The organism is Bradyrhizobium sp. ISRA430 (assembly GCF_029909975.1).
GTDB lineage: Bacteria > Pseudomonadota > Alphaproteobacteria > Rhizobiales > Xanthobacteraceae > Bradyrhizobium.
On record NZ_CP094516.1, the window covers coordinates 8542977 to 8564906 of the forward strand.

The 21930-nt window shown below is 65.1% G+C and carries 19 protein-coding genes; 14 read left to right on the forward strand and 5 right to left on the reverse strand.

Annotated elements, in window-relative coordinates; translation table 11 throughout:
* Positions 1-88 precede the first annotated feature (88 nt).
* Entirely contained in the window at positions 89-1492 is a 1404-nt protein-coding gene (locus MTX21_RS39925; RefSeq protein WP_280969895.1) for an MFS transporter, read from the forward strand.
* Positions 1493-1605: 113 nt separating this feature from the next.
* Positions 1606-4005, forward strand: a complete 2400-nt coding sequence (locus MTX21_RS39930; RefSeq protein WP_280969896.1) for an EAL domain-containing protein — start codon at positions 1606-1608, stop codon at positions 4003-4005.
* A gap of 3 nt (positions 4006-4008) precedes the next feature.
* On the opposite strand, the gene MTX21_RS39935 is transcribed toward MTX21_RS39930, so the two are convergent.
* Positions 4009-4443, reverse strand: a complete 435-nt coding sequence (locus MTX21_RS39935; protein ID WP_280969897.1) for a hypothetical protein — start codon at positions 4441-4443, stop codon at positions 4009-4011.
* A 65-nt stretch (positions 4444-4508) separates the two neighbouring features.
* On the opposite strand from MTX21_RS39935, the gene MTX21_RS39940 reads away from it, so the two are divergent.
* Together MTX21_RS39940 and MTX21_RS39945 are read left to right on the forward strand one after the other, a co-directional pair.
* Complete coding sequence (locus MTX21_RS39940) at positions 4509-5123, forward strand: hypothetical protein (RefSeq protein ID WP_280969898.1); 615 nt, start codon at positions 4509-4511, stop codon at positions 5121-5123.
* A gap of 36 nt (positions 5124-5159) precedes the next feature.
* On the forward strand, positions 5160-5759 hold the full coding sequence (locus tag MTX21_RS39945) for a YdcF family protein (protein ID WP_280969899.1): 600 nt from the start codon (positions 5160-5162) through the stop codon (positions 5757-5759).
* 18 nt (positions 5760-5777) lie between these two features.
* Here the strand turns inward: MTX21_RS39945 and MTX21_RS39950 are convergent, their stop codons facing one another.
* Positions 5778-7121: a PLP-dependent aminotransferase family protein gene (locus tag MTX21_RS39950; RefSeq protein ID WP_280969900.1), complete on the reverse strand. Its 1344-nt coding sequence runs from the start codon at positions 7119-7121 to the stop codon at positions 5778-5780.
* 188 nt (positions 7122-7309) lie between these two features.
* Here MTX21_RS39950 and MTX21_RS39955 point away from each other — a divergent pair, with 188 nt between their 5' ends.
* Positions 7310-7540 (forward strand): DUF1127 domain-containing protein, encoded by a 231-nt coding sequence (locus MTX21_RS39955; protein ID WP_280969901.1) that lies wholly within the window; start codon positions 7310-7312, stop codon positions 7538-7540.
* Between the two features lie 172 nt (positions 7541-7712).
* On the opposite strand, the gene MTX21_RS39960 is transcribed toward MTX21_RS39955, so the two are convergent.
* Complete coding sequence (locus MTX21_RS39960; RefSeq protein ID WP_280969902.1) at positions 7713-8138, reverse strand: universal stress protein; 426 nt, start codon at positions 8136-8138, stop codon at positions 7713-7715.
* A 56-nt stretch (positions 8139-8194) separates the two neighbouring features.
* The gene (locus tag MTX21_RS39965; RefSeq protein ID WP_280969903.1) at positions 8195-8731 is read right to left on the reverse strand and encodes a histidine phosphatase family protein; all 537 of its coding nucleotides are present in this window, start codon (positions 8729-8731) and stop codon (positions 8195-8197) included.
* 93 nt (positions 8732-8824) lie between these two features.
* Between MTX21_RS39965 and MTX21_RS39970 the strand changes: the two genes are divergently transcribed.
* The 9 genes from MTX21_RS39970 (at position 8825) to MTX21_RS40010 (ending at position 21080) form a co-directional block, all read left to right on the forward strand.
* The gene (locus MTX21_RS39970; RefSeq protein ID WP_280969904.1) at positions 8825-10288 is read left to right on the forward strand and encodes an FAD-binding oxidoreductase; all 1464 of its coding nucleotides are present in this window, start codon (positions 8825-8827) and stop codon (positions 10286-10288) included.
* Positions 10289-10377: 89 nt separating this feature from the next.
* Positions 10378-10890: a peptide-methionine (R)-S-oxide reductase MsrB gene (msrB, locus tag MTX21_RS39975; protein ID WP_280969905.1), complete on the forward strand. Its 513-nt coding sequence runs from the start codon at positions 10378-10380 to the stop codon at positions 10888-10890.
* Positions 10891-11068: 178 nt separating this feature from the next.
* On the forward strand, positions 11069-13330 hold the full coding sequence (locus MTX21_RS39980; protein WP_280969906.1) for a flagellar hook-basal body complex protein: 2262 nt from the start codon (positions 11069-11071) through the stop codon (positions 13328-13330).
* Between the two features lie 35 nt (positions 13331-13365).
* A complete protein-coding gene (gene flgK, locus MTX21_RS39985; RefSeq protein ID WP_280969907.1) occupies positions 13366-15249 on the forward strand; it encodes a flagellar hook-associated protein FlgK in 1884 nt (627 codons plus the stop codon).
* A 20-nt stretch (positions 15250-15269) separates the two neighbouring features.
* A complete protein-coding gene (locus MTX21_RS39990; RefSeq protein ID WP_280969908.1) occupies positions 15270-17159 on the forward strand; it encodes a flagellar protein in 1890 nt (629 codons plus the stop codon).
* Positions 17160-17233: 74 nt separating this feature from the next.
* Positions 17234-18019, forward strand: a complete 786-nt coding sequence (locus MTX21_RS39995; protein ID WP_280969909.1) for a hypothetical protein — start codon at positions 17234-17236, stop codon at positions 18017-18019.
* 10 nt (positions 18020-18029) lie between these two features.
* Complete coding sequence (locus MTX21_RS40000) at positions 18030-18329, forward strand: hypothetical protein (protein WP_280969910.1); 300 nt, start codon at positions 18030-18032, stop codon at positions 18327-18329.
* A gap of 1 nt (position 18330) precedes the next feature.
* Positions 18331-19584 carry a hypothetical protein gene (locus tag MTX21_RS40005; RefSeq protein WP_280969911.1) on the forward strand — a complete coding sequence of 418 codons (1254 nt, stop codon included), beginning with the start codon at positions 18331-18333 and terminating at the stop codon, positions 19582-19584.
* Complete coding sequence (locus tag MTX21_RS40010) at positions 19581-21080, forward strand: aspartate aminotransferase family protein (protein WP_280969912.1); 1500 nt, start codon at positions 19581-19583, stop codon at positions 21078-21080. Before MTX21_RS40005 ends, MTX21_RS40010 begins: the two co-directional genes overlap by 4 nt.
* A gap of 73 nt (positions 21081-21153) precedes the next feature.
* Here the strand turns inward: MTX21_RS40010 and flbT are convergent, their stop codons facing one another.
* A complete protein-coding gene (gene flbT / locus MTX21_RS40015) occupies positions 21154-21591 on the reverse strand; it encodes a flagellar biosynthesis repressor FlbT (protein WP_280969913.1) in 438 nt (145 codons plus the stop codon).
* Between the last annotated feature and the right edge of the window lie 339 nt (positions 21592-21930).

A 21930-nucleotide genomic window follows, 5' to 3' on the forward strand; every position in this document is an offset into this window, starting at 1 on the left:
CGCGCGGCAATGCTTCGATCAGAGCCGAAGCATGATCACGCAACGGAAGCCTAATGGTTGCGTTCACCCGCAAACATCGAGGTGGATCATGCCGGTAAAATCTCTCGAGCTGCAATCGTTGCCGCAGGCAAGGAACGCACGGAACGCGCAAGCCGCGTCTTCACTGACGCTTGCTGCCATGAGTCTCGGCTATGGCGTGGTGCAGCTCGACGTCACTATCGTCAATACCGCGCTCGATGCGATGGGCAAGACGCTCGGCGGCGGTGTCGCCGAACTGCAATGGGTGGTCAGCGCCTACACCATCGCCTTTGCGGCCTTCATCCTGACCGCCGGCGCGCTCGGCGACCGCATCGGCGCCAAGCGCATCTTCATGGCAGGGTTCGCCATCTTCACCGCGGCCTCGCTCGCCTGCGCGCTGTCGCCCAATGCGGCCGTGCTGATCGGGGCGCGGCTGGCCCAGGGACTGGCGGCGGCGATCCTGGTGCCGAATTCGCTGGCGCTGCTGAACCATGCCTACGCGGATGATCGCGCGCGCGGCCGCGGCGTTGCGGTGTGGGCCGCCGGCGCGAGCCTGGCGCTCACCGCAGGCCCCTTCATCGGCGGTGGCCTGATTACGCTGGTCGGCTGGCGCGCGATCTTTCTGGTCAATCTGCCCATCGGCGTGATGGGCCTGTGGCTGACCTGGCACTATGCCGACGAGACTACGCGCGCCCCCTCGCGCGAGATCGACCTGCCCGGCCAACTCGCTGCGATCGGCGCGCTGGGTGCACTCGCCGGTGCGATCATCGAAGCCGGCGCGCTCGGCTGGGCCCATCCCGCCGTGTTCGGAGCCTTCGCCGCGGCCGCGATCCTCGGAGGACTGTTCGTATGGCAGGAGAGCCGCGCAGCGCAGCCGATGCTGCCGCTGTCGCTGTTCAGCCATCGGCTGTTCGCACTGACCTCGCTCGTCGGCCTTCTTGTAAACGTTGCGATCTACGGCCTGATCTTCGTGCTCAGCCTGTACTTTCAGAGGATCAATGGGCTGTCGGCGTGGTGGACCGGGCTTGCCTTCGTGCCGATGATGGGCGCCGTGCTGCCGGTCAACCTGCTGGCGCCGCGCGTGGCCGAGCGCATCGGCCCATGCCCGACGATCGTCGTCGGCACCTGCATTTCGGCGCTCGGCTGCATCGGCCTGCTCTGGATCGGCGCCGGGACGAGCTACTGGGCGATCTGCGCGCAGCTCATCGCGATCAGCGGCGGGCTCGGGCTGCTCGTGCCACCGTTAACCTCGACCTTATTGGGCAGTGCGGAGAAGGCCCGCTCCGGCATTGCCGCCGGAGTCCTTAACGCGACGCGGCAGACCGGTAGCGTGCTAGGCGTCGCGCTGTTCGGCTCCCTGGTCGCGGGCGAAGGCGCGTTCATGGCGGGCCTGCATCTGTCGCTGCTCGTTTCAGCCGCCGTGCTGCTGCTTGCGGCCGCCGTGATCGGACTCGGCGCATCGCCGCGCGCATGAACAATGTGAGCGAGCGCACACATTCTCTGTTCACCATTTCGGAAACCGGTTTGTAGCCAGTTACCGACTATCCACCTCTGTGGGCTCAAGTGCAGGTCCAACAGGGGCTGGCCATGTACCAAGTTCTTTACTGTCTCACCGACGAGCATGATTGGCGCCTCGTCGCGCTCGGCGGCGCGGTGTGCCTGCTCGCCAGCGCGGCGGCGATCAGCCTGTTTCACCGGGCGCGCGCGGCGCACGGAGGGGCTCGTGTGGCGTGGATCACGCTCGACGCTGCTGTCGCCGGCGGCGGCATCTGGGCAACGCATTTCATCGCGATGCTGGCCTATGGTCCCGGCGCCGCGGGCGCCTACGACATTCCGGTGACGCTCCTCTCGCTCATCTTTGCGATCGCCGTCACCTTCATCGGGCTGAGCATCTCGGTGTCGACCACGCGCCGTCCCCTGGTCGCGCTTGGCGGCGCCGTCGTCGGTGGCGGCGTGGCAGCGATGCACTATACCGGCATGATGGCGCTCGATATCCCCGCGGATATCAGTTGGGCGACCGGTACCGTGACGGTATCGATCGTGCTCGGCATCATTTTCGGATCGCTTGCCTTGTTCGTCGCTGGACGAAGCGACAGCCTGTCGGACGCTCTGGGCGCGACAGTCCTGCTGACCGTCGCCATCGTCTCACATCATTTCACGGCCATGGGCGCGGTGCAGTTGACGCCCGATCCCGCGCGCGCGATCGGCGGGTTGTCGATCCCGCCGGCTTCGATGTCCTTCCTCACCGCCAGCGCTGCGGTCGCGATCATCGCGATTGCGCTCGTGGCGGCGCTGCTCGACCGCCGCGCCAAGGGTGAGCTGGGACGTCAGCAGGTCGTGCTGGACACCGCGCTCGAGAACATGTCGCAGGGGCTGTGCATGTTCGATTCCGAGGGCAAGATCCTGCTGTTCAATGAGCGCTATGCGGCGATGCTGCGCCGCTCCGACATGCAGCTCACCGGCCGCCTGCTCCTCGATGTCTTGAAGGAAGAGCAAGCTAAGGGTCAGTGGAACGGCGATCCCGACCAGTTCTTCGCGCGTATCGTGGAGGACGCCCGCGGCGGCCGTACGACGACCGATGTTGTCAAGCGGTTCGGCCGCTCGATCCGCGTCGTCAACCAGCCGATGCAGGGCGGCGGCTGGGTCGCGACCTTCGAGGACATCACTGAATGGCTCGAGGCGCAGGCGAAGATCTCGCACATGGCACGCCACGATGCGCTCACCAATCTGCCGAACCGCATGCTGTTCCACGAGCGGCTGGAGCAGGGGCTTCGCGTGGCGAAGGCGAACGATCAGCTCGCGGTGCTCTGCCTCGATCTCGATCACTTCAAGGACATCAACGATTCCCTCGGTCATCCGATCGGCGATGCGCTGCTGCAGCAGGTCGGCCGCAGGCTCGCCGCCTGCGTCGGGGAGAACGACACCGTGGCGCGTCTCGGCGGCGACGAGTTCGCCGTAGTCCAGCTCGGCCGGTCGGAAGAGGCCGCCGCGACGGTCCTCGCCGGCCGCCTCGTCGAGGTGATTTCCGCGCCCTACGAGATTGCCGATCATCAGATCGTGATCGGTGTCTCGATCGGCATCTCGCTGTCGCCGCAGGACGGCAGCAATCCGGACGAGCTGTTGAAGAATGCCGACCTGGCGCTGTACCGCGCCAAGGCGGACGGCCGCGGCACCTATCGCTTCTTCGAGGCAGGCATGGATGCGCGCGCGCAAGCGCGGCGCCTTCTGGAAATGGATTTGCGCGCGGCGCTGCAACGGAGCGAGTTCGAGGTCCACTACCAGCCGATCCGCGACGTTGCCAGCGATCGCGTCGTCGCCTTCGAAGCGCTGCTGCGCTGGAACCATCCGCAGCGCGGCCTGATCTCGCCCATCAGCTTCATTCCGCTGGCCGAGGAGACCGGACTGATCGTGCAGCTCGGCGAGCTCGTGCTGCGTCGCGCCTGCGCGGATGCGGCGACCTGGCCGGACGATATCGGCGTCGCCGTCAACCTGTCGCCGGTCCAGTTCAAGAGCCCGAACCTGATTGCATCCGTCGTCGACGCACTGGAATCGTCGGGACTTGCGGCGCGTCGCCTCGAACTCGAGATCACCGAGTCCGTCCTGCTCCAGAACAGCGAGGCGACGCTTGCCATCCTGCACGAGCTGCGCGCCAAGGGCGTGCGGATCTCGCTCGACGATTTCGGCACCGGCTATTCCTCGCTGAGCTATCTGCGCAGCTTCCCGTTCGACAAGATCAAGATCGACCGCTCCTTCGTGTCGGAGCTTGCGACCCGCGAGGACTCCATGGCGATCATCCGCGCCGTGACGGGCCTGGGGCGAAGCCTCGGCATCGTGACCACGGCGGAAGGTGTCGAGAACGACGCGCAGCTCGAACTGCTGCGGCGTGAAGGCTGCACCCAGGCGCAGGGTTATCTGTTCAGCAAGCCGAGGCCGGCCTCCGACGTGGCGATGATGCTGGAACGGCCGCGGCTGCGCGCCTCGGCGTAAGGGTTATCCGCGGCGTAGCGCGAAATGCGCGCCGCAAAATGCCATCACGGCGCCGAGGCTGAGCGCGGCAAGGCCCGCAAGCACGGCGGAGGCGGTCGAGATCGTGCTCGGCGCGGACGCCGCCTGGCCCGCACCGGCAAGCAGAAGCACGCCGACCGCGATCAGGAACTGCCGCATCCGCTGCGGGATCTGGCCGGAAACGGCGCTGTGCATCAGCGTGGCGGTGAAGTAGCCGCCGGAAAAGCCGACCGTTGCAATCAGCCACCAGGCGATCGCCGCACCCGCCGGCATGAATTCGTGCGTGTCCGAGCGCCAGAGGCCGCCGAGGTCGAGCCCGTAGCGCGCTCCCAGCATGTGCACCGCGAGCGCGAGCAGCACGCCGGAAATCACGGCAGCCCCGAGAATCAGACGGCGCGGAAAAAAGATCGTCTCAGCCATGCCTCGCTTGTAGGATGGCGGAGGGCGATCGCGCAAGCCGATCGCGGACGGGATCGGTCATCAAGATGCAGGTTTCCGAGGCGCAGGCCGCTTCAGTCACAAGCTACGCCTACAAGGCCTCGCTGATCGGCTCGGCGCACCGCTTCGAGCTGACCGATAATGGCCTGTCCTGGCACATCGCCGGCCGCTCCGGCCTGTGGCGCTATGACGAGATCAGCGCGATCCGGCTGTCGTTCCGCCCGGTGTCGATGCAGCAGCGCCGCTTTCGTGCAGATGTCAGCCGTGCGGGCGGCGGCCGCATCGCGATCCTGTCGACGAGCTGGCAGAGCGCGGCCCTGATGGCGCCGCAGGACAATGGCTATCGCGACTTCATCGTGGAATTGCATGCGCGGATGGCGAAAGCCGGCAGCCGCGCGGTGCTGACTGCAGGGCTCGGGCGCAAAACCTATGCGGCGGCGCTTGCGCTTCTGGCGATGCTGGCGGTGGCGATGGCCGGGCTCCTGATCCGTGCGCTCATGGTCGGCGAATTCGCCGGCGCACTGTTCGTGATCGGCTTTGCTGCCTTGTTCGCCTGGCAGATCGGCGGCTTCGTGCGGCGCAACCAGCCGCGGACCTATACTTTCGATCGTCTGCCGCAGTCCTTGCTGCCTAGGCCTGCAACCGGCCGCAATCAAACGTGACTTCGCGACCGGGCGACGGTGTCGCATCGTGCGACCATGTCAGCCATGGATCGCAGCATCCGCGTGCCGACGGCCGATGAGGTCGCCGAGATCAACCGGACCCATCTGATCGATACGCCACTCTTGCCGGCCGACCTGTTGTTCATGTTCGGCACGCGCGAGGACGTCGCGTTGCGCGTCGAGGCCGCCGCGCGGCTCTGGCGCGACGGCTATTTCCGCTGGTCTATTGTCAGCGGCGGCGTGACGCCGGGCTCGGAGCAATCCGAGTGCACGATCATCAAGGCGGCGATGGCCGCGGCAGGCATTCCGGCGGACCGGATCCTGGAGGAACATCGCGCGATGAACACCGGCGAGAACGTGATCCTCTCGCTGCCGATCATCGACGCGGCGCTGGGACTGCAAAACATCCGCAGCGTGATCTGCCTCGGCAACACCTGGACCGCGCGGCGCTACCCGATGACGCTGCACCGGCATTGGCCGGATGTTACGAAGATGCTGCTCACAGTCGACAGCTTTCCAACCCCGCGCGCGCTCTGGCACACCGATGCCGAATTCCGCCGCCGCATCTTGCACGAATGGGACAAGATCGAGCCGTACAAGGCGAGGGGCTTTATCGCGGAATGGCCGCAAGGCTGAGCGGCGAAGGCACTCGCGCTACTCCGTCGAGTCGAAATCCTCTTCCTTGGTGCCGAGCAAGGAGGCAATCGTGCGCAGGCCGGCATCGAGCTGCTCGGGCGAGGGCGGTGCGAGGGCGAGCCGCACGGCGTTCGGCGCGTGACCATGTGCGATCGCAAACGTCGAGGACGGCGTCAGCGCGATGCCGCGCCGGGCTGCTGCGGCGACGAAGGTCTGCGAGCGCCAATGCGGCGGCAGCGTGAGCCACAGATGATACGAGCGCGTGTCGGCCGAGATCTGATAGCCGGCGAGATGCCGCGCTGCAGCCTGCTGGCGTCGTGTGGCGTCGATGCGCTTCAGCCGTGTCAGCTCGGCGACCGTGCCGTCGGCCATCAGCCGTTGCCCGGCTGCGAGCGCATGGCCCGAGGCGATCCATCCGCCGGTCCGGACCGCGCTCATCACGCTCTCGCGCAGGCGAGGTGGCGCGACCAGGATGCCGAGCGCGAGACCCGGAGCGACCTTCTTGGACAGGCTGTCGAGCACGAGGCAGCGGTCCGGGGCGAGCGCGGCTAGCGGCGTTTCGTCGGCGAGGAAGCCGTAGACGGTGTCCTCGATGATGGTGAGTTCGAGCTTCTCGGCGACGCGGATGATGTCCGCGCGGCGCGCCGCATTCATGGTGACGCCGAGCGGATTGTGGATCGTGGGCTGGATATACAGCGCGGTGAGGTGTGCCTCGCGATGCGCCTTCTGGACCGCGTCGGGACGCGCGCCGTACTCGTCCATCGCGATCGGGACGAGGGTGACCCCGAGCCGTGCCGCGATACTCTTGACGTAGGGGTAGGTAAGCGCCTCGACGCCGCAACGGCCGCCCGTCGGCACGAGTGCGGCGAGCGCGGCGGCAATCGATTGCTTGCCGTTGGCGGTAAAGACGATCTGGTCGGCCTGCGGCGTCCACTCCTTGCGCGCGAGATAGGCGGCCGCGGCATTGCGCGCGCTCTTCGTGCCGGTGCTGGTCGAGGCGCGCAGCACGGATTCGAGCGCGTCGATGCGCTCCAGTCCCGCAAGGCTCTTGGCGATCATCGCCCATTGCTGCGGCAACAGCGGATAATTGACCTCGAAATCGATGCGTGCGTCGCGCGGCTCGCTCATCACTTCGATCTCGCGCTTGACGTCGCCGGAGATGAAGGTGCCGCGGCCGACCTCGCCGACCACGAGCCCGCGGCGCAGCAGCTCGGTATAAACCCGGCTCGCGGTCGAGACCGCAATGCCGCGGTCATAGGCAAAATTGCGCTGCGGCGGCAGCCGGTCGCCCGGTTTTAACGTCCCGTTAGAGATATCGGCCGCAATGGCGTCGGCCAGCTTCACATACTCGAACTTGGACATTATTGCACCGAGAGCAATGTTTTTCTTGCACCGAGAATTGTACTGGAGCATTTAAGTTCCATCAAGTTCCGCGATTGAACCGAGGAGTGCGAGAGCAATCCGAGGGCACAAAGGTGCAGGCGCCTCGCCAGGCGTGTGCGCCAACGGCATCGGCTGCGCCGCGCGGGATGCTACGCCGGAGAAGAACAATGACCACGATCTCGCAAACTGCCGGGCAGAATTTACGCCCATCGGGCGGATTTTTCCGCGCGCTTGCCAGCGGCGCCTATGCGCTGTTCGAGCGCCTGGAGCGCCGCTCCGCCATCAAGACGCTGAACGAGCTCGACGACCGCGCGCTGCGCGACATCGGGATCACGCGCTGCCAGATCGAGGACGCCGTCTACGGGCAGGTCAAGGCCGAGCTGACGCGGTATCTGTAGAGGTGTTTCGACGACCGTCATGCCCGGAATATGCCCGGGCATGATGACCTATCGAGAGGCGTGCAATGCCTGACCATCGTCATTGCGAGCGCAGCGAAGCAATCCAGAATCGTTCCGCGGCGGCAGTCTGGATTGCTTCGCTGCGCTCACAATGACGGAATAGGCGCGAAGGTTAGTGCCGTACGACCAGCACCGAGCACTTGGCGTAGCGCACGACATGCCCGGCATTTGAGCCCAGGAAATAGGTGCGCATCGCCGGCCGGTGCGAGGTCATGACGATCAAATCGGCCTTCATGTGGGCCGCTTCCTCCAAAATCTCGTGATAGATGCCGCCCTGGCGCACCACGCTGGAGATGCGCGCCGGCTCGATGCCGGACTCGCGTGCGACGATGGCGAGCGCTTCCTCCGAGGTCTGGCGCTGCTGCTCGTCGAAATCCGCCGGCACATATTCGGCGAGCATAACCGGCGTCATCGGCAGCACGTTGAGCAGCCGTATCGTTCCGCTCCAAGTCTGCGACAGCGTCGCCGCGGTCGCAATCGCCGGCTTTGCCAGATCGGTGTCGGCGAGGTCGATGGGCACGAGAATGGACTTGAACATCTGCGCCTCCCTATTGATCAAGCTGGATCAACCGGTCGAGACGGCGCCCGCGCGTCTCATCCCAGTCGAAGCAGCTTGGGGCTGACGAACAGCACCAGCTTGCCGCGGCGGTAGGCCACGTCTTCCCAATCCTTGACGTCAAAGTCGAAGATCGCAAGTCCCGCGGTAGGCAGGTTGTGGGCGAGCGCCTTGGCGCCGGCCGGATCGCCGCCGCCCATCAGCATCAGGGCGACCTCATGCATGCCGGGATTGTGGCCGATCAGCATCAGCCGCCTGGGGGCGGCGGGCGCGGTTGCAGTGCGAATGGAATCCAGGATCTGCGCCGGATCGGCGCCGTAGAGTTCCGGCAGGATTTCGACCTGCGGCGCTGCGACGCGGTCCTTCATCGTCTCCCAGGCAATGTCCCAGGTCTGCCTCGCCCGGACGGCGTGAGACACCAGCACGACCTCGGGGAACGGCGGATGGGCGGCCAGCCAGTCCCCCATTTGCGCCGCATCCCTGTGGCCGCGGTCGTCGAGCCGGCGATCCCGGTCACGGCCGCTGGGTGCGTCAGTCTCGGTCTTGGCGTGACGCAGCAGCATCAAACGGCGCATGGCATTCTCGAATCGTTACGCGTCCTGGATAATCTACAGACGCCGGTTGCGGACAAGATGACAAGCGCCGGATCGGTCCTTTAAGAAAACGGCATGAGCGAGACTTTCACAAGCATGTCCCAGAAAGAAGAAGCCGGCTTTCGTGAGCGCGAGCTGCTGACATTCGATCTCGACGCCGACATCTGTGTCATCGGCGCCGGTCTCGCCGGGCTTTCCGTGGCGCTGGAGGCGGCCCGGCTCGGCGCCAGCGTCGCCGTGCTCGAGGGGCGTCACGTCGGCTGGAACGCCTCGGGCAACCAGCTCGGCACGGTGATGCCGGGCTTCGCGCTGCCGCTTGCCGAGCTGGTCGAGCGCATCGGGTTCGAGGACGCGCGCGAATTGTGGACGCTGTCGAAGGAGGGGGCCGAGTTCGTTCGCGCCAATGCCACCGAGGCGAACATGCCGGGCATTGGCGTTAGCGACGGCGTGCTGGAAGTATCCAATGTCGATGCCGGCGACCGGCTGATCAGCCGCTTGCAGATGCTCAATGAGGATTTCGACACGGAAGTCGAGGGCTGGCAGGTCGATCGCGTCCGCGACGTGCTCGGGACCGATCGGTATTTCCACGGCGTGTACTATCCGAGGGCATTCCAGGTCGACGGGCGCAAATATGTGCATGGTCTTGCGGCGTTGGCGCGGCGGGCGGGTGCGCGCATCTTCGAGGATACGCCGGTGGTCAGCATCGATCATTCCGGCATCCGCAAGCGCATCGTCACACCGTCGGCGCGGCTGCGCGCCACTCACATCGTGCTCGCGGGAAACATCCATCTTGGCGCGCCATTGAAGCGCTTGTCGGAGACGTTGCTGCCGGTGTCGCGCTATGCCGGGATCACCGCGCCGCTCGGCGAGCGCATCCATGACATCATCGCATTCAAGGGCTCGGTGATGGATTCCGACGGCATCGACCATTTCCGCATCGTCGATGGCGACCGGCTGATGTGGGAGAGCCCGGAAACCACCTGGGCCGCACGCCCGCAGCGTTTCGCCGGCGCCGTCAGGCGGCGGATCCGGACCATCTTCCCCGAGCTCGGCAATGTCGAGATCGCCGACATGTTCGGCGGCGCCACCGGACAGACCGTGCACGGCATGCCGCAGATCGGCGAGCTGCGCAAAGGTCTGTGGGTGGCGAGCGGTTTTGGCCGCCAGGGCATGAACACCTCGGCCATGGCCGGACAATTGATCGCGCGTAGCATCCTGAGGGGAGACGAGCGCTGGCGGCTGTTCTCGCCGTTCGAGCTGGTGTGGGCGGGAGGCGCGACGGGAAGGGTTGCAGGCCAGCTCGTCGGGATTTGGACCAGGGCGAGTTCCAGCGCCGCGGGCTCGTTGGCCCGCTATCGCGAAAAGGCGCGGGTCAAGGAGCGTGAGCGGGAGGCGCGGCTCGCCGAAGCCAACCGGGCCGCAGGTACGGGTCCGCGGCGCCCGCACCCAGGGCACCCGCCGGTGCGGCCTGCCGCCCCGCCGGAACGGGCACCAGTGGCAGGCAGCAGGGCCGGGGAGGAGGAACCTCTCTCGCAATAAGTTGAGAAAAATCTCCGCCTGACGGTGTAACGTCGGTCGTTAGAACCCGTATCTCAGCGCGTGGACTTGGCCAGCGCACGGAGAAAGAGATGTTTGACCGCCGCATCCTGTTGACGACTGTCGCCGGCCTGTTCGGCCTTTCGGCCCTCCGCTGGCTGCGAGCATCACCTGCCGAGGCCGGTGAGAAGGCCGCGGAAAAGTTCGAGATCGAGAAGACCGAGGCCGAGTGGCGTGCCCAACTCACGCCGCAGCAATACGAAATCTTGCGTAACCATGGCACCGAGCGGCCGGGCTCCAGCCCGCTTCTCAAGGAGCACCGCAAAGGCGTCTTTGCCTGTGCCGGCTGCGACCTGCCGCTGTTCTCGTCCGACACCAAGTTCGAGAGCGGCACGGGCTGGCCGAGCTTCTACCAGCCGATCGAGGGCAATGTCGGCAAGACCGAAGATCGGACCTACGGCATGGTCCGCACCGAGGTGCATTGCCGCCGCTGCGGCGGCCATCTCGGCCATGTCTTCGACGATGGTCCGAAGCCGACCGGACTGCGCTACTGCATCGACGGTTTCGGGCTGGTCTTCCACCCGGCGACGCCGTCCGCGACGTAGGTCGGATCCCGGCAATTGTTGCCGGCCCGGCAATTGTGCCCCGGTCATCCAGCCGGGGCATCACTATTTAAGCCATTGATTTTCTTAAGATACCGCATTGGCATAGGCCTTGCGACGTCTCCTTTCGACTGCGGCCATGGGTCGACCGGCCGCCGAGATCGGATTTGGAGACAAAGTTATGGGTATCTTCGATGCAATGAACACCTCGGTGGGTGGCCTGCAGGCGCAGTCCTATGCGCTTCAGAACATTTCCGGCAACATCGCGAACTCATCCACCACCGGTTACAAGGGCATCGGGACCAGCTTCGAGGATCTCATCCCCGACTCCTCCGTGCCGAGCAAGCAGGTCGCCGGCGGCGTCACCGCGCATGCGCAGGCGACCATCACGACGCAAGGCACAATCTCGGCCTCCAGCGTCGCCACCAACATGGCGATCACCGGCGACGGCTTCTTCTCGGTGCAGAAGGCGAGCGGTGTCGTCGACAACGTGCCGGTGTTCAACGGCGTCACCTATTACACCCGCCGCGGCGACTTCCAGGTCAATGCCAACGGCAATCTGGTCAACGGCGCCGGTTACTACCTGATGGGCGTCGCGGTCGACCCGAAGACCGGCAACCCGCTCGGTAACGTGCCGACGGTGCTGCAATTCCAGAACAACTTCATCCCGGCGCAGGCGACGACTTCAATCCAGTACGCGGCGAACCTGCCGACCCAACCGAACACGGTGGCAAGCTCGACGGCGCAGAGCGGATCGCTGCTCGCGGCCGGCGGGCTCAACCCGTCGGACTTCTCCGCCAACCCGCTGCCGGTAGGTACGCCGCCGGCACCCTATACGAATGCGACGGTCTCCGGCGCAGCCGCGACTGGCAACGTCCGCTCGGCCTACTCGTCAACGACCGGAACGGGCACGGTTGCGCTCCAGAACAATTCCTCGGCGGTAGCCTCCACAACCACCTCCCTCGATAACTCCGCGGGCACGCATCTCGCCTCCAGTATCCTCACCGCGCTGAGTGGCCAGACGCTGACCATCAACGGCAATACGATCACCTTCAACGCCGGCACCACCGTCTCGACGGTCGGCAGCAACACCACGATCGGTCTCGGCGCGGGTACGACGGCCACGGTGTCCGATATCCTGAACGCGATCCAGACCGCCGGCGGCGCCGGCGTCACGGCGTCGCTAAGCGCCAGCGGCAACATCCAGATCTCGACCGGCACCGGCACCGACGTGGCGATCGGCAGCGGCACGGCGGCCACCGCGCTCGGTATCAGTAGCGTGACCCGCGGCGGCAACGTGCTGTCCACGCCTGCCATCACTGGTGCGACGGTACTCAGCGGCACCGCGACCGCCGGCGGTGCGGAAGTGCTCTCATCGGGCTTCTCGGCAGGACCTCCCGCCGACACCATCACGGTGAACGGTCAGACGCTGACCTTCGTGGCTTCGGGTGCATCCGGCCCGAACCAGATCAACGTCACCGACAACATCACAACGCTGCTCGGCAAGATCGACGCGCTCAGCGGCGCATCGGGCTCCTCGATCAGCAGCGCCGGCGTGATCACTCTGAACACCGGCACCGCCTCTAACCTGACAGTGTCCAGTTCTAACAGCGCAGCCTTCGCTGCGCTCGGATTCACCTCGTCCATCAGCAAGAACCGCGACGGCGGCGGCACCGCCGGCACCGGCACCGTGATCGGCAACGATATCGCCACCTTCACCAAGGAGTCGATCAGCGGTGGTGCGGTGACCGCATATAACGCCGCCGGTACGCCGGTGAACCTGCAACTGCGCTGGGCCAAGACCGACAGCGCCTCGCTCGGCGCAGGTCATTCCGACACCTGGAACCTGTTCTACCAGACCGACCCCAACGCGACCGGCACGACGGTCGGCTGGGTCAACACTGGACAGGCTTTCACCTTCGCCAGCGACGGCTCGCTGACGTCGCCGAGCGGCTCGGGCATCACCATCAACAACGTTGTCGTCAGCGGTCAGTCGCTCGGCTCGGTCGCCTTCAACATCTCTTCCGGCGGACTGACGCAATATGCCAGCACCAGCGGCGCGGTCACGATCAACACCATCACGCAGAACGGCTACGCCGCCGGTCAGCTCCGCTCGGTCGCCGTCAACAACAACGGCCTCGTGGTCGGCACCTTCTCCAACGGCCAGAACCTCGACCTCGCCGCGGTGACGCTGTCGCACTTCAACGGCACCAACTACCTGAAGGCGCTCGACGGCGGCGCCTACGCGGTAACCGACCAGTCGGGCCCGGCCATCGCCGGCGCATCCGGCACCATCAGCGGCTCGTCGCTGGAAGGATCCAACACCGACATCGCCGACGAATTCACCAAGCTGATCGTGACCCAGCAGGCCTATTCGGCCAACACCAAGGTGATCACGACGGCGAATTCGATGGTGCAGGACCTCCTCAACGTGTTGCGCTGATCGGCGCGTAACGTAACCAAAGGCGGCCAGTCAACATGGGTTTGAGTTCAGCCCTCGCCAGTGCGATGAGCGGCCTGCGTGCCAACCAGGCCGCGCTCTCGATCGTCTCCTCGAACGTCGCAAACTCGCAGACGCCGGGTTACGTCGTCCAGACGCCGAACCAGATCGAGGTCACCACCGGCGACTTCGGCTCGACGGCGATGACGACCGGCGTCAGCCGGGAGCTCGACACCTACGTGCTGAACCAGCTCCGCACCGAGACCGGCGGCAGCGGCTACGCCGACCAGATGGCCAACATTCTGAAGCAGCTTCAGAATGTCTACGGCACGCCCGGCAATGACGGAACGCTCGAAACTGCGCTGAACAATTTCACCTCGGCGCTGCAGGCGCTGTCGACAAGCGCAGGTTCCTCGTCGGCTCAGACGGTCGCTCTCGGTGCGGCACAGACGCTGGCACAGCAGCTCAACGTCACGACCAAGGGTATCCAGTCGCTGCGCTCCAACGTCGAGCAGGATCTCGGCACCTCGGCGCAGCAGGCGAACGCGGCGATGCAGAAGATCGCCGACATCAACACCAAGCTGCAAGGCCTGTCGGCGAACGATCCGTCCGCCGCGACGTTGATGGATCAGCGCGACCAGGCCATCAATACGCTGTCGAAATATGTCGACGTCCGCGTCGTCACCGACGGTTCGAACCAGGCCAACATCTTCACCAACACCGGCATCCAGCTCGTCGGCGCCGGGCTCGCCTCGCAATTCTCCTTCGCGTCGGCCGGCGCGCTCGGGGCGACCTCGCTCTACAATACCGATCCGGCCAAGTCCGGCGTCGGTGCGTTCAACATCAGGCTGCCGAACGGCTCGCAGGTCGACGTCGTCGCCAACAACGTGGTCTCCTCGGGCCAGATCGCGGCCGATCTGAAGCTGCGCGACCAGACCCTGGTGCAGGCGCAGAACCAGATCGACCAGCTCGCTGCGACGATGGCGAGCGCGCTGTCCGACAAGACCACGGCCGGCAGCACGGTTTCCGGCCCGCCGGCGGGCTTCGACGTCGACCTCGCCGGTGCGCAGCCCGGCAACACCGTCAACATCACCTACACGGACACGACGACCAACACCCAGCGCCAGATCACGCTGGTCAACGTCACCGATCCGGCGGCGCTGCCACTCCAGAACGCCACCAATGCCAACCCGATGCGGGTCGGTGTGAACTTCTCCGGCGGCATGGGCGCGATCGCCTCCGCGCTCAACACCGCGCTTGCCGGGTCACATCTGACGTTCTCCGCCGCCCCATCTCCGGCCACCGCCACGACGCTGCGGATCACGGACGACAACACCGGCCTCGCCAAGGTCAATTCCTCGTCCAGCACCAAGACGATCTCGTCGCTGACCTCGGGCAATCCGCAATTGCCGCTGTTCACCGACGGTGGCCAGGCGCTGTATACCGGCGCGATTACGGCATCGGGCTCGCAGATGACCGGCCTTGCCGGACGCATCGCGGTGAACACGTCGCTGGCCGCCGATCCGACCCGGCTGTCGGTCTACAGCACCTCGCCGGTGACGCCCGCAGGCGACACCACCCGCTCGGACTATCTCTATTCGCAGCTCACCACGGCGGTGTTCTCATATTCACCGCAGACCGGCCTCGGCTCGGCGAGCCAGCCTTTCACCGGCAGCGTCTCGAACTACCTCCAGCAGTTCCTCAGCGTTCAGAGCAACGCGTCGACGCAGGCGACCCAGCTCCAGCAAGGGCAGAGTGTCGTGGTGTCGACGCTCCAGGCCAAGTTCAACTCGACCTCCAGCGTCAACCTCGACTCGGAGATGTCGAACCTGATCCAGCTCCAGAACGCCTACGCCGCCAACGCCCACGTCATGTCGGTGGTGCAGAGCATGATGAACACCTTGATCCAGGCTCAAGTGTAACCAGTACAGGGCTCTGAAAGATGTCGATCAGCAGTATCAACTACTCCTCGTCGGTCCTCGGCGCGCAGATCCGCAACATCAATCAGCAGCTCACCGACCTGTCGACGCAGCTCTCCACGGGCAAGCTGTCGCAGAATTACTCGGGCATGGGCACCAACGAAGGCTTTGCCATCGCCTCGCGCGCACAGCTTTCCAACATCGGCGCCTATACCGACACGATCACCAACGTCAACGTCAACATCAACCTCGCCAACACGGCGCTGCAGTCGCTGACGACGATCCGCAATACGGTGCAGACGGGCTCGGCTAACACCGCGCAGGATCTCAACGTCAACGGACAGACCATCGCGCAGAACACCGCTGCCGCCCAGTTCGGCTCGATGGTCGGCGTGCTCAACACGCAGTCGGGCAATCGCTATCTGTTCTCCGGAACGGCCGTCAATACACAGTCGGTCGCGGACGCGGGCATCATCATCAATGGCACCACGACACAGGCGGGGCTGAAGACTGTGATGGCCGAGCGACAGGCGGCCGACCTCGGTGCCAACGGCATGGGACGGCTGGTGCAGACGCAGACTGGGAGTTCGATCACGGTGGCGGAAGATTCTGCCACCTCGCCGTTCGGCCTGAAAATCGCGGCGGTCTCCTCGACGCTGACGGGTGCAACGCTCACCGGCCCGAGCGGCTCGCCGGTGTCGTTCTCGATCAATCTTAACGGCACCAATCCGAGCAACGGCGACAAGCTGAGTGTTCAGTTCACGCTGCCGGACGGATCGACAGAGCAGGTCAACCTGACTGCGTCCAGGGCCACGCCGACGCCGACGGGTAGCTTCGCGATCGACACGAGCACTCCGCCCAACCCAGCCAACACGGTATCGAATCTCAACGCGGCGTTGAACGACGCCATCAAGAAGCTCGCCAACACATCGTTGGTGGCGGCGTCCGCCGTCACGGCGGGCGACAATTTCTTCAACACGGCGAGTTTAGCGATCGGGACTACGGCGGTCACCAATCAGGCCGCACCGCCGGCTTCGACCACGGCCACGGGCGCGACGGCGCTGTCCGGCACCAACCCATCGGATTCGATCTCGCCCGGCTTCACCGCCGGCAACACCATCACTGTGAACGGGACCACGCTGACATTCGTCAATTCAGGTGCGACCGGCAACCAGCTCAACGTCACCGACAGCATCCAGACCCTGCTGAGCAAGATCGACTCGATCACGGGAACATCGAAGCCATCGACGATCCATGGCGGCGTGATCACGATCAACACCGACGATGCTGCCAGCCTGAACATCACGAGCACGAACACGGCGGCAATGACCTCGCTTGGCTTCAGTTCGTCCCCGATCACGGCAACGCAGCCGCCGCTGCGTGTCGGCTCGTCGCCAGCAAGCTCGGCGACGACGTTGGTGAACGGCTCGGCCGACACCGTGAAATGGTACCAGGGCAATGATGGGCCCGGCTCGCCGCGCTCGACCGCGATGGCGCGGGTCGACGATTCCATCACCGTGCAATATGGCGCGCAGGCCGATGAGGACGCGATCCGCCGGCAGCTCCAGGCGATCGCCGTGTTCGGCACGTTCTCGACCTCGCCGACCGGGCAATATTCAAGCGGGCAGGTTGCGGCGCTGAGCCTGCGCACGACCCAGGCGCTGACGCAGCAGCCCGGACAGCAGCGCATCGAGGACATCCAGACCGATATCGCGATGGCCCAGAACACGATGAAGGACGCGACCACGCGCCAGACCCAGGCCAAGGCGCAGCTCCAGAGCATTATCGACCAGGCGGAGTCGGCCTCTCCCGACCAGGTGGCGAGCGAAATTCTGGCGCTCCAGAACGCGCTCCAGGCCTCCTACCAGACCACCGCGAACCTCGCGCAGCTCTCGCTGGTCAAGTTCCTTTAAGGAGCGTTAAGTCGCCGTTAACCATGCCTGTTTACCTCTTGGTGAGGGTTTGAGGTTGGGGGCGGGGGCCGTCGATGTCGGATAAGATGCAGCTCGTGGTAGCAACGCCCTGCTTCGGCGGGCAGGTCTCGAGCATCTATGCGAGTTCGATCTTCGCGCTCCAGCGTGCCGTGCACGGAATGTCAAATCTCGAGCTAAAGGTGCTGCTGCGCGATGGCGATGCGCTGATCACGCGGGCGCGGGCCAATCTGGTCGCGATGTTCCTGGACGACCCCAATGCGACGCATTTCCTTTTCGTCGACGCTGACATCGGCTTCAAGCCGGAGCAGGTGTTCCGCCTGATCGAATGCGGGGCTGACGTCGTCGCCGGCTGCTACCCGATCAAGCGGGTCAATTGGGACAAGGCCAAGCGGGCGATCACGGCAGGCCGGACCGACGTGGCAGCAGCCTCGCTCGACTATGTCCTCGAGATCGAGGATCCCGACCGCATCGTGGTGGTCAACGGCTTTACCCGTGTGCGTTTTGCCGGCACCGGATTCCTGATGATCCGGCGTCACGTACTGGAGGCGATGTGCCGCCATCCGAACTACGCGGGCTTGCAATTCTTCCGCGAGCATTCGCATGACACGCTGGCGGCGAGCTGCAACCGGTTCGCGCTGTTCGAATGCATGATCGATCCGGCGACCGGCACCTACCTTTCCGAGGACTTCGCCTTCTGCAAGCGCTGGACCGACATCGGCGGCGAGATCTGGGCCGACATCCAGAGCTCGCTCGATCATGTCGGCCCGTCTGTCTTCCACGGCGACATCGCCTCGCAATTCGCGCCGGCACCCGCGACGTCGGCGGCCGATGCGGCGTGAGTCTTTCGGGATGAGCATCGGCGCATCCCGTTGGCAGGCAGCGGAGCGCCCCTTTGGCGGCGGCTCGCGCTATGGCCTGCGCGATGTCTTCACGCCGCTCGACACGCTGCTCGCCTACGGCGGCGGCCCGTGGCGCATGTGCGTCGGCGCGCGAAACGTGACCGATGCCTGGTCGGCGGACGAAGCGCAGGTGCAACGCAATCTGCAGCATGTCCTCGATAGTATCGCCCACGTCCTGGTGAAGATCGAGCTGCTGCTTGGCCGCGCGGACGGCGCGGCTCTGCCGGGCAAGTCCGTGTTCGAGGTGTGAAATGCAGTATCCCGTTTCCGCGCCGATCGGCGTGACCGTACCAAACTATGCCGATCGCATCGGCTTTGCCCGGCTGACTCACCAGGCTTTTGACGGCGTCGATCTGCGTCCGCTCCGCGACCGGCTGGTCGCCCGGATCGCGGAAGGCACTGCGCAGGCCGGCGAAGGACTCGATCTATCGTTGATCGCCCAGCTTCTCGGCGACAAGGAGGCGGGACTCGCAATCCAGGCCGAGGTGCTCGCCTTTCATCAATTGTTTCGCTCGCCCTGCGCGGTCACAAAGCCGGCCCTGCGCGTCCTTGCGCTGGCAGCCGCCATCGACATGGGCGGCAATACGCCGATCGAATTCCTGCTCGAAGGCTCCGACATCGAGCTGATGACGCTCTACGTCGTCAAGGGAGTCGGTTTGCCTGATCCACTGCCGGATCACGACATTGCGATTGTCATCGCATCCGATTCCGAGGAGTGCCGCGAGGCGCTTGCTGCGATCGAGCAGGCGGCGCCGCGCTGGCCGCGGCCGCTGCTCAATCATCCGGACCGCATCGCCAATCTGGATCGCGACAAGCTGCATCGGTTGCTCGCGGGTACCACCGGTCTCGACATTCCCGCAACCGTCAACGTCACGCGCGCGCAATTGTCGGCGCTTGCACAAGGCACGATCCGCTGCGCGGACCTCACCGGAGATCTGCATTTTCCGATGATCGCGCGGCCGCGCGGCTCGCATGCCGGCGTGGGACTGGCGAAGCTCGACAACGCCGCATCGCTCGCGGCCTATCTCGCCGAGAGGCAGGAGCAGGAATTCTTCGTCGCGCGCTTCGTCGACTATGCGAGCGCCGACGGGCTCTATCGCAAGTATCGTCTCGCCATCGTCGACGGCAAACCCTACGCCTGCCATATGGCGATCGCCGACCGCTGGGACATCTGGTATCTCAACGCCTACATGGCGTTCAGCGAAGAGAAGCGCTCGGAAGAGGCTGCATTCATGCGCGACTTCGACGATGCCTTCGCCGCGCGTCATCGTGGCGCGCTGGGGGAGATGTCCGGGCGCGTCGGGCTCGACTATTTCACGATCGATTGCGCCGAGAACAAAGACGGCGAGCTGCTGATCTTCGAGGCCGACAACACCGCGGTCGTGCACAACATGGATTCGCCGGACGTCTTTCCGTACAAGCAGCCGCAGATGCGCAAGATCTTCGCGGCGTTCACGGCCATGCTGGCCCGTCACGCCGGGGCCGGCGAGGGGAGTGCAACATGAACGAGATCATCCGCAACACGCAAGCAGCCGTCACCGGCAATTCGCTCGATCCGCAGGACTGGAACGAGTTTCGCGCGCTCGCCCATCGCATGCTGGACGAGACGATCGACGGCATTGCAAACGTCCGTGCGCGTCCGGTCTGGCGGCCGATCCCCGACGATGTCCGCGCGAAGTTCAGGGCCGACGTGCCACGTCGGGCAACTGATCTCGCCGATGTCTATCGCGAATTCTCCGAGAGCGTCGCTCCTTACGCGACTGGCAACGTCCATCCCGGCTTCATGGGTTGGGTGCATGGTGGCGGCACCGCCGTCGGCATGCTCGCCGAGATGTTGTCTGCGGGACTCAACGCCAATCTCGGCGGGCGGGATCACATGCCGATCGAGGTCGAGCGCCAGATCGTCGATTGGATGCGCGCCCTGTTCGCTTTCCCGGAGAGCGCCAGCGGCCTCTTCGTCACGGGCACGTCGATGGCCAATCTGATGGCTATGCTGGTGGCGCGCTCGAGCGCGCTCGGCGCGCTGGCACGGCAGCATGGTATCGGCAATGACGGCGCGCTGCTCACGGCCTACACCTCGAGGGCCGCGCATGGCTGCATCTCCAGGGCAATGGACATTGCGGGGCTCGGCACCGACGCGCTGCGTAAGATCGACGTCGATGCCGATCATCGCATCGATGTCGCCGCACTGCGTGCGCAGATCGCGATTGATCGCGAGGTCGGGTTCAAGCCGTTTCTCGTCGTTGCCTCCGCCGGCACGGTCGACATCGGCGCGATCGACGATCTCAAGGCACTCGCGGCGCTGTGCCGCGAGGAGGGGATCTGGTTCCACGTCGATGGCGCGTTCGGCGCGCTCGCGATACTCTCACCAGAGCTCGCGCCGCTGCTGGACGGCATCGAGCTGGCGGATTCGATCGCGCTCGACTTCCACAAATGGGGGCAAGTGCCCTATGACGCCGGCTTCTTGCTGGTGCGCGACGGTGAGCGGCATCGGCAGGCGTTCGCGCAGCCCGCGGCCTATCTGCGGCGCGAGGCGAGGGGGCTTGCGGCCGGCGCGGTCTGGCCCTGCGATCTCGGTCCGGATCTGTCGCGCGGCTTCCGCGCGCTGAAGACCTGGTTCACGCTGAAGACGTTCGGCACCGACCGGCTGGGCGCGGTGATCGCGCGAAGCTGCGCGCTGGCAAGATATCTCGAGTCGCGCGTGCTCGCGGAGCCGCGGCTGGAATTGCTCGCCCCCGTGAATCTCAACATCGTGTGCTTCCGCTATCGCGCCGACGATGCGATCAATCGCGAGATCGTCGCCGACGTCCAGGAGTCCGGCATTGCGGCGCCGTCGAGCACGACGCTGGACGGAAACTTCGCGATCCGAGCCGCGATCGTCAATCACCGCACGGATGAGACCGACATCGATGCGCTGGTATCGGCCGTGCTGGAGTTCGGCTCGCGGCGATCGGGCCAAGGCCTGATCGAAACCGAGGCGCCGCCGCTCGCGGTACAGTGAGCTCGAGAGCGACCGAAATGAACACGCCCCGGACCTCGTCCAGGGCGTTGACCATTGTGATGTGGCGAAGCGCTTAGGCCGCGGTACTGACGTCACCTTTGACGTCATCCTTGGGATGGGTGGCCTCGTATTGATTCCGCAGCTTGTCTTCATAGGCGATCAGCTTGCGCGCATCCTTCAGCGCCCGGTAGAGATCGCCGCTCATGATGTTGTTGTTGATGCCCTCGATGATCGGCCAGGCGCTCGGCACGGCGGTGACGATGTCGCGCACGAGATTGAAGTAGGTGCCGTGCTGGGTCTGCGGATCGGGCGAGATGTACATGAGCTGGACCGCCAGATAGACCAGCTTGGCCGGCGTGTTGGCGGTCTCCGGCGTGAGGATGTCGCGCTCGCGCAGGATCGGCACGTTGTCGCCGTCGATCAGGAGGCGGGCGCGCTGGTCGGTGTTGGTAATCACGCAATTGCCGACGATGATGCGTTCGTGCGGCCTGAGCTCGACCTTGAGGGCCATGCCTGTTCTCCATCAACTCTTTAGTAACGAGCGTCGCGCGCGCCACGCGATGACGGCAGTCGGCTCTGATTTGGAGTTGATCCTTGCTGAATGTGGTTAACGGGTCGTAAACGCTGACGGTCGACGCAGAAAGCGTAATAATTTCAATGGGGATGGGGCCAGTTCGAGGCCGGTTCGGGCCGGCTCGGGGTACCTTTGTTAGTCCGTCTGGGACAAACCGGCGATTTCATTTCACGGATTGTTAGAGGCTTGGACGCACCGTCCGCCGGTCGTTTGATCAATCTCGGTCAAACAGGACGCGTAGCTACCAGAAAGGTAACAAGTATGTCCGGTATCGTC

Bases quoted from the DNA above. Each gene is read 5' to 3' on its own strand.
- MTX21_RS39925 (WP_280969895.1), top strand. From the start codon at position 89: ATGCCGGTAAAATCTCTCGAGCTGCAATCGTTGCCGCAGGCAAGGAAC.
- MTX21_RS39930 (WP_280969896.1), top strand. From the start codon at position 1,606: ATGTACCAAGTTCTTTACTGTCTCACCGACGAGCATGATTGGCGCCTC.
- MTX21_RS39935 (WP_280969897.1), bottom strand. From the start codon at position 4,443: ATGGCTGAGACGATCTTTTTTCCGCGCCGTCTGATTCTCGGGGCTGCC.
- MTX21_RS39940 (WP_280969898.1), top strand. From the start codon at position 4,509: ATGCAGGTTTCCGAGGCGCAGGCCGCTTCAGTCACAAGCTACGCCTAC.
- MTX21_RS39945 (WP_280969899.1), top strand. From the start codon at position 5,160: ATGTCAGCCATGGATCGCAGCATCCGCGTGCCGACGGCCGATGAGGTC.
- MTX21_RS39950 (WP_280969900.1), bottom strand. From the start codon at position 7,121: ATGTCCAAGTTCGAGTATGTGAAGCTGGCCGACGCCATTGCGGCCGAT.
- MTX21_RS39955 (WP_280969901.1), top strand. From the start codon at position 7,310: ATGACCACGATCTCGCAAACTGCCGGGCAGAATTTACGCCCATCGGGC.
- MTX21_RS39960 (WP_280969902.1), bottom strand. From the start codon at position 8,138: ATGTTCAAGTCCATTCTCGTGCCCATCGACCTCGCCGACACCGATCTG.
- MTX21_RS39965 (WP_280969903.1), bottom strand. From the start codon at position 8,731: ATGCGCCGTTTGATGCTGCTGCGTCACGCCAAGACCGAGACTGACGCA.
- MTX21_RS39970 (WP_280969904.1), top strand. From the start codon at position 8,825: ATGAGCGAGACTTTCACAAGCATGTCCCAGAAAGAAGAAGCCGGCTTT.
- msrB (WP_280969905.1), top strand. From the start codon at position 10,378: ATGTTTGACCGCCGCATCCTGTTGACGACTGTCGCCGGCCTGTTCGGC.
- MTX21_RS39980 (WP_280969906.1), top strand. From the start codon at position 11,069: ATGGGTATCTTCGATGCAATGAACACCTCGGTGGGTGGCCTGCAGGCG.
- flgK (WP_280969907.1), top strand. From the start codon at position 13,366: ATGGGTTTGAGTTCAGCCCTCGCCAGTGCGATGAGCGGCCTGCGTGCC.
- MTX21_RS39990 (WP_280969908.1), top strand. From the start codon at position 15,270: ATGTCGATCAGCAGTATCAACTACTCCTCGTCGGTCCTCGGCGCGCAG.
- MTX21_RS39995 (WP_280969909.1), top strand. From the start codon at position 17,234: ATGTCGGATAAGATGCAGCTCGTGGTAGCAACGCCCTGCTTCGGCGGG.
- MTX21_RS40000 (WP_280969910.1), top strand. From the start codon at position 18,030: ATGAGCATCGGCGCATCCCGTTGGCAGGCAGCGGAGCGCCCCTTTGGC.
- MTX21_RS40005 (WP_280969911.1), top strand. From the start codon at position 18,331: ATGCAGTATCCCGTTTCCGCGCCGATCGGCGTGACCGTACCAAACTAT.
- MTX21_RS40010 (WP_280969912.1), top strand. From the start codon at position 19,581: ATGAACGAGATCATCCGCAACACGCAAGCAGCCGTCACCGGCAATTCG.
- flbT (WP_280969913.1), bottom strand. From the start codon at position 21,591: ATGGCCCTCAAGGTCGAGCTCAGGCCGCACGAACGCATCATCGTCGGC.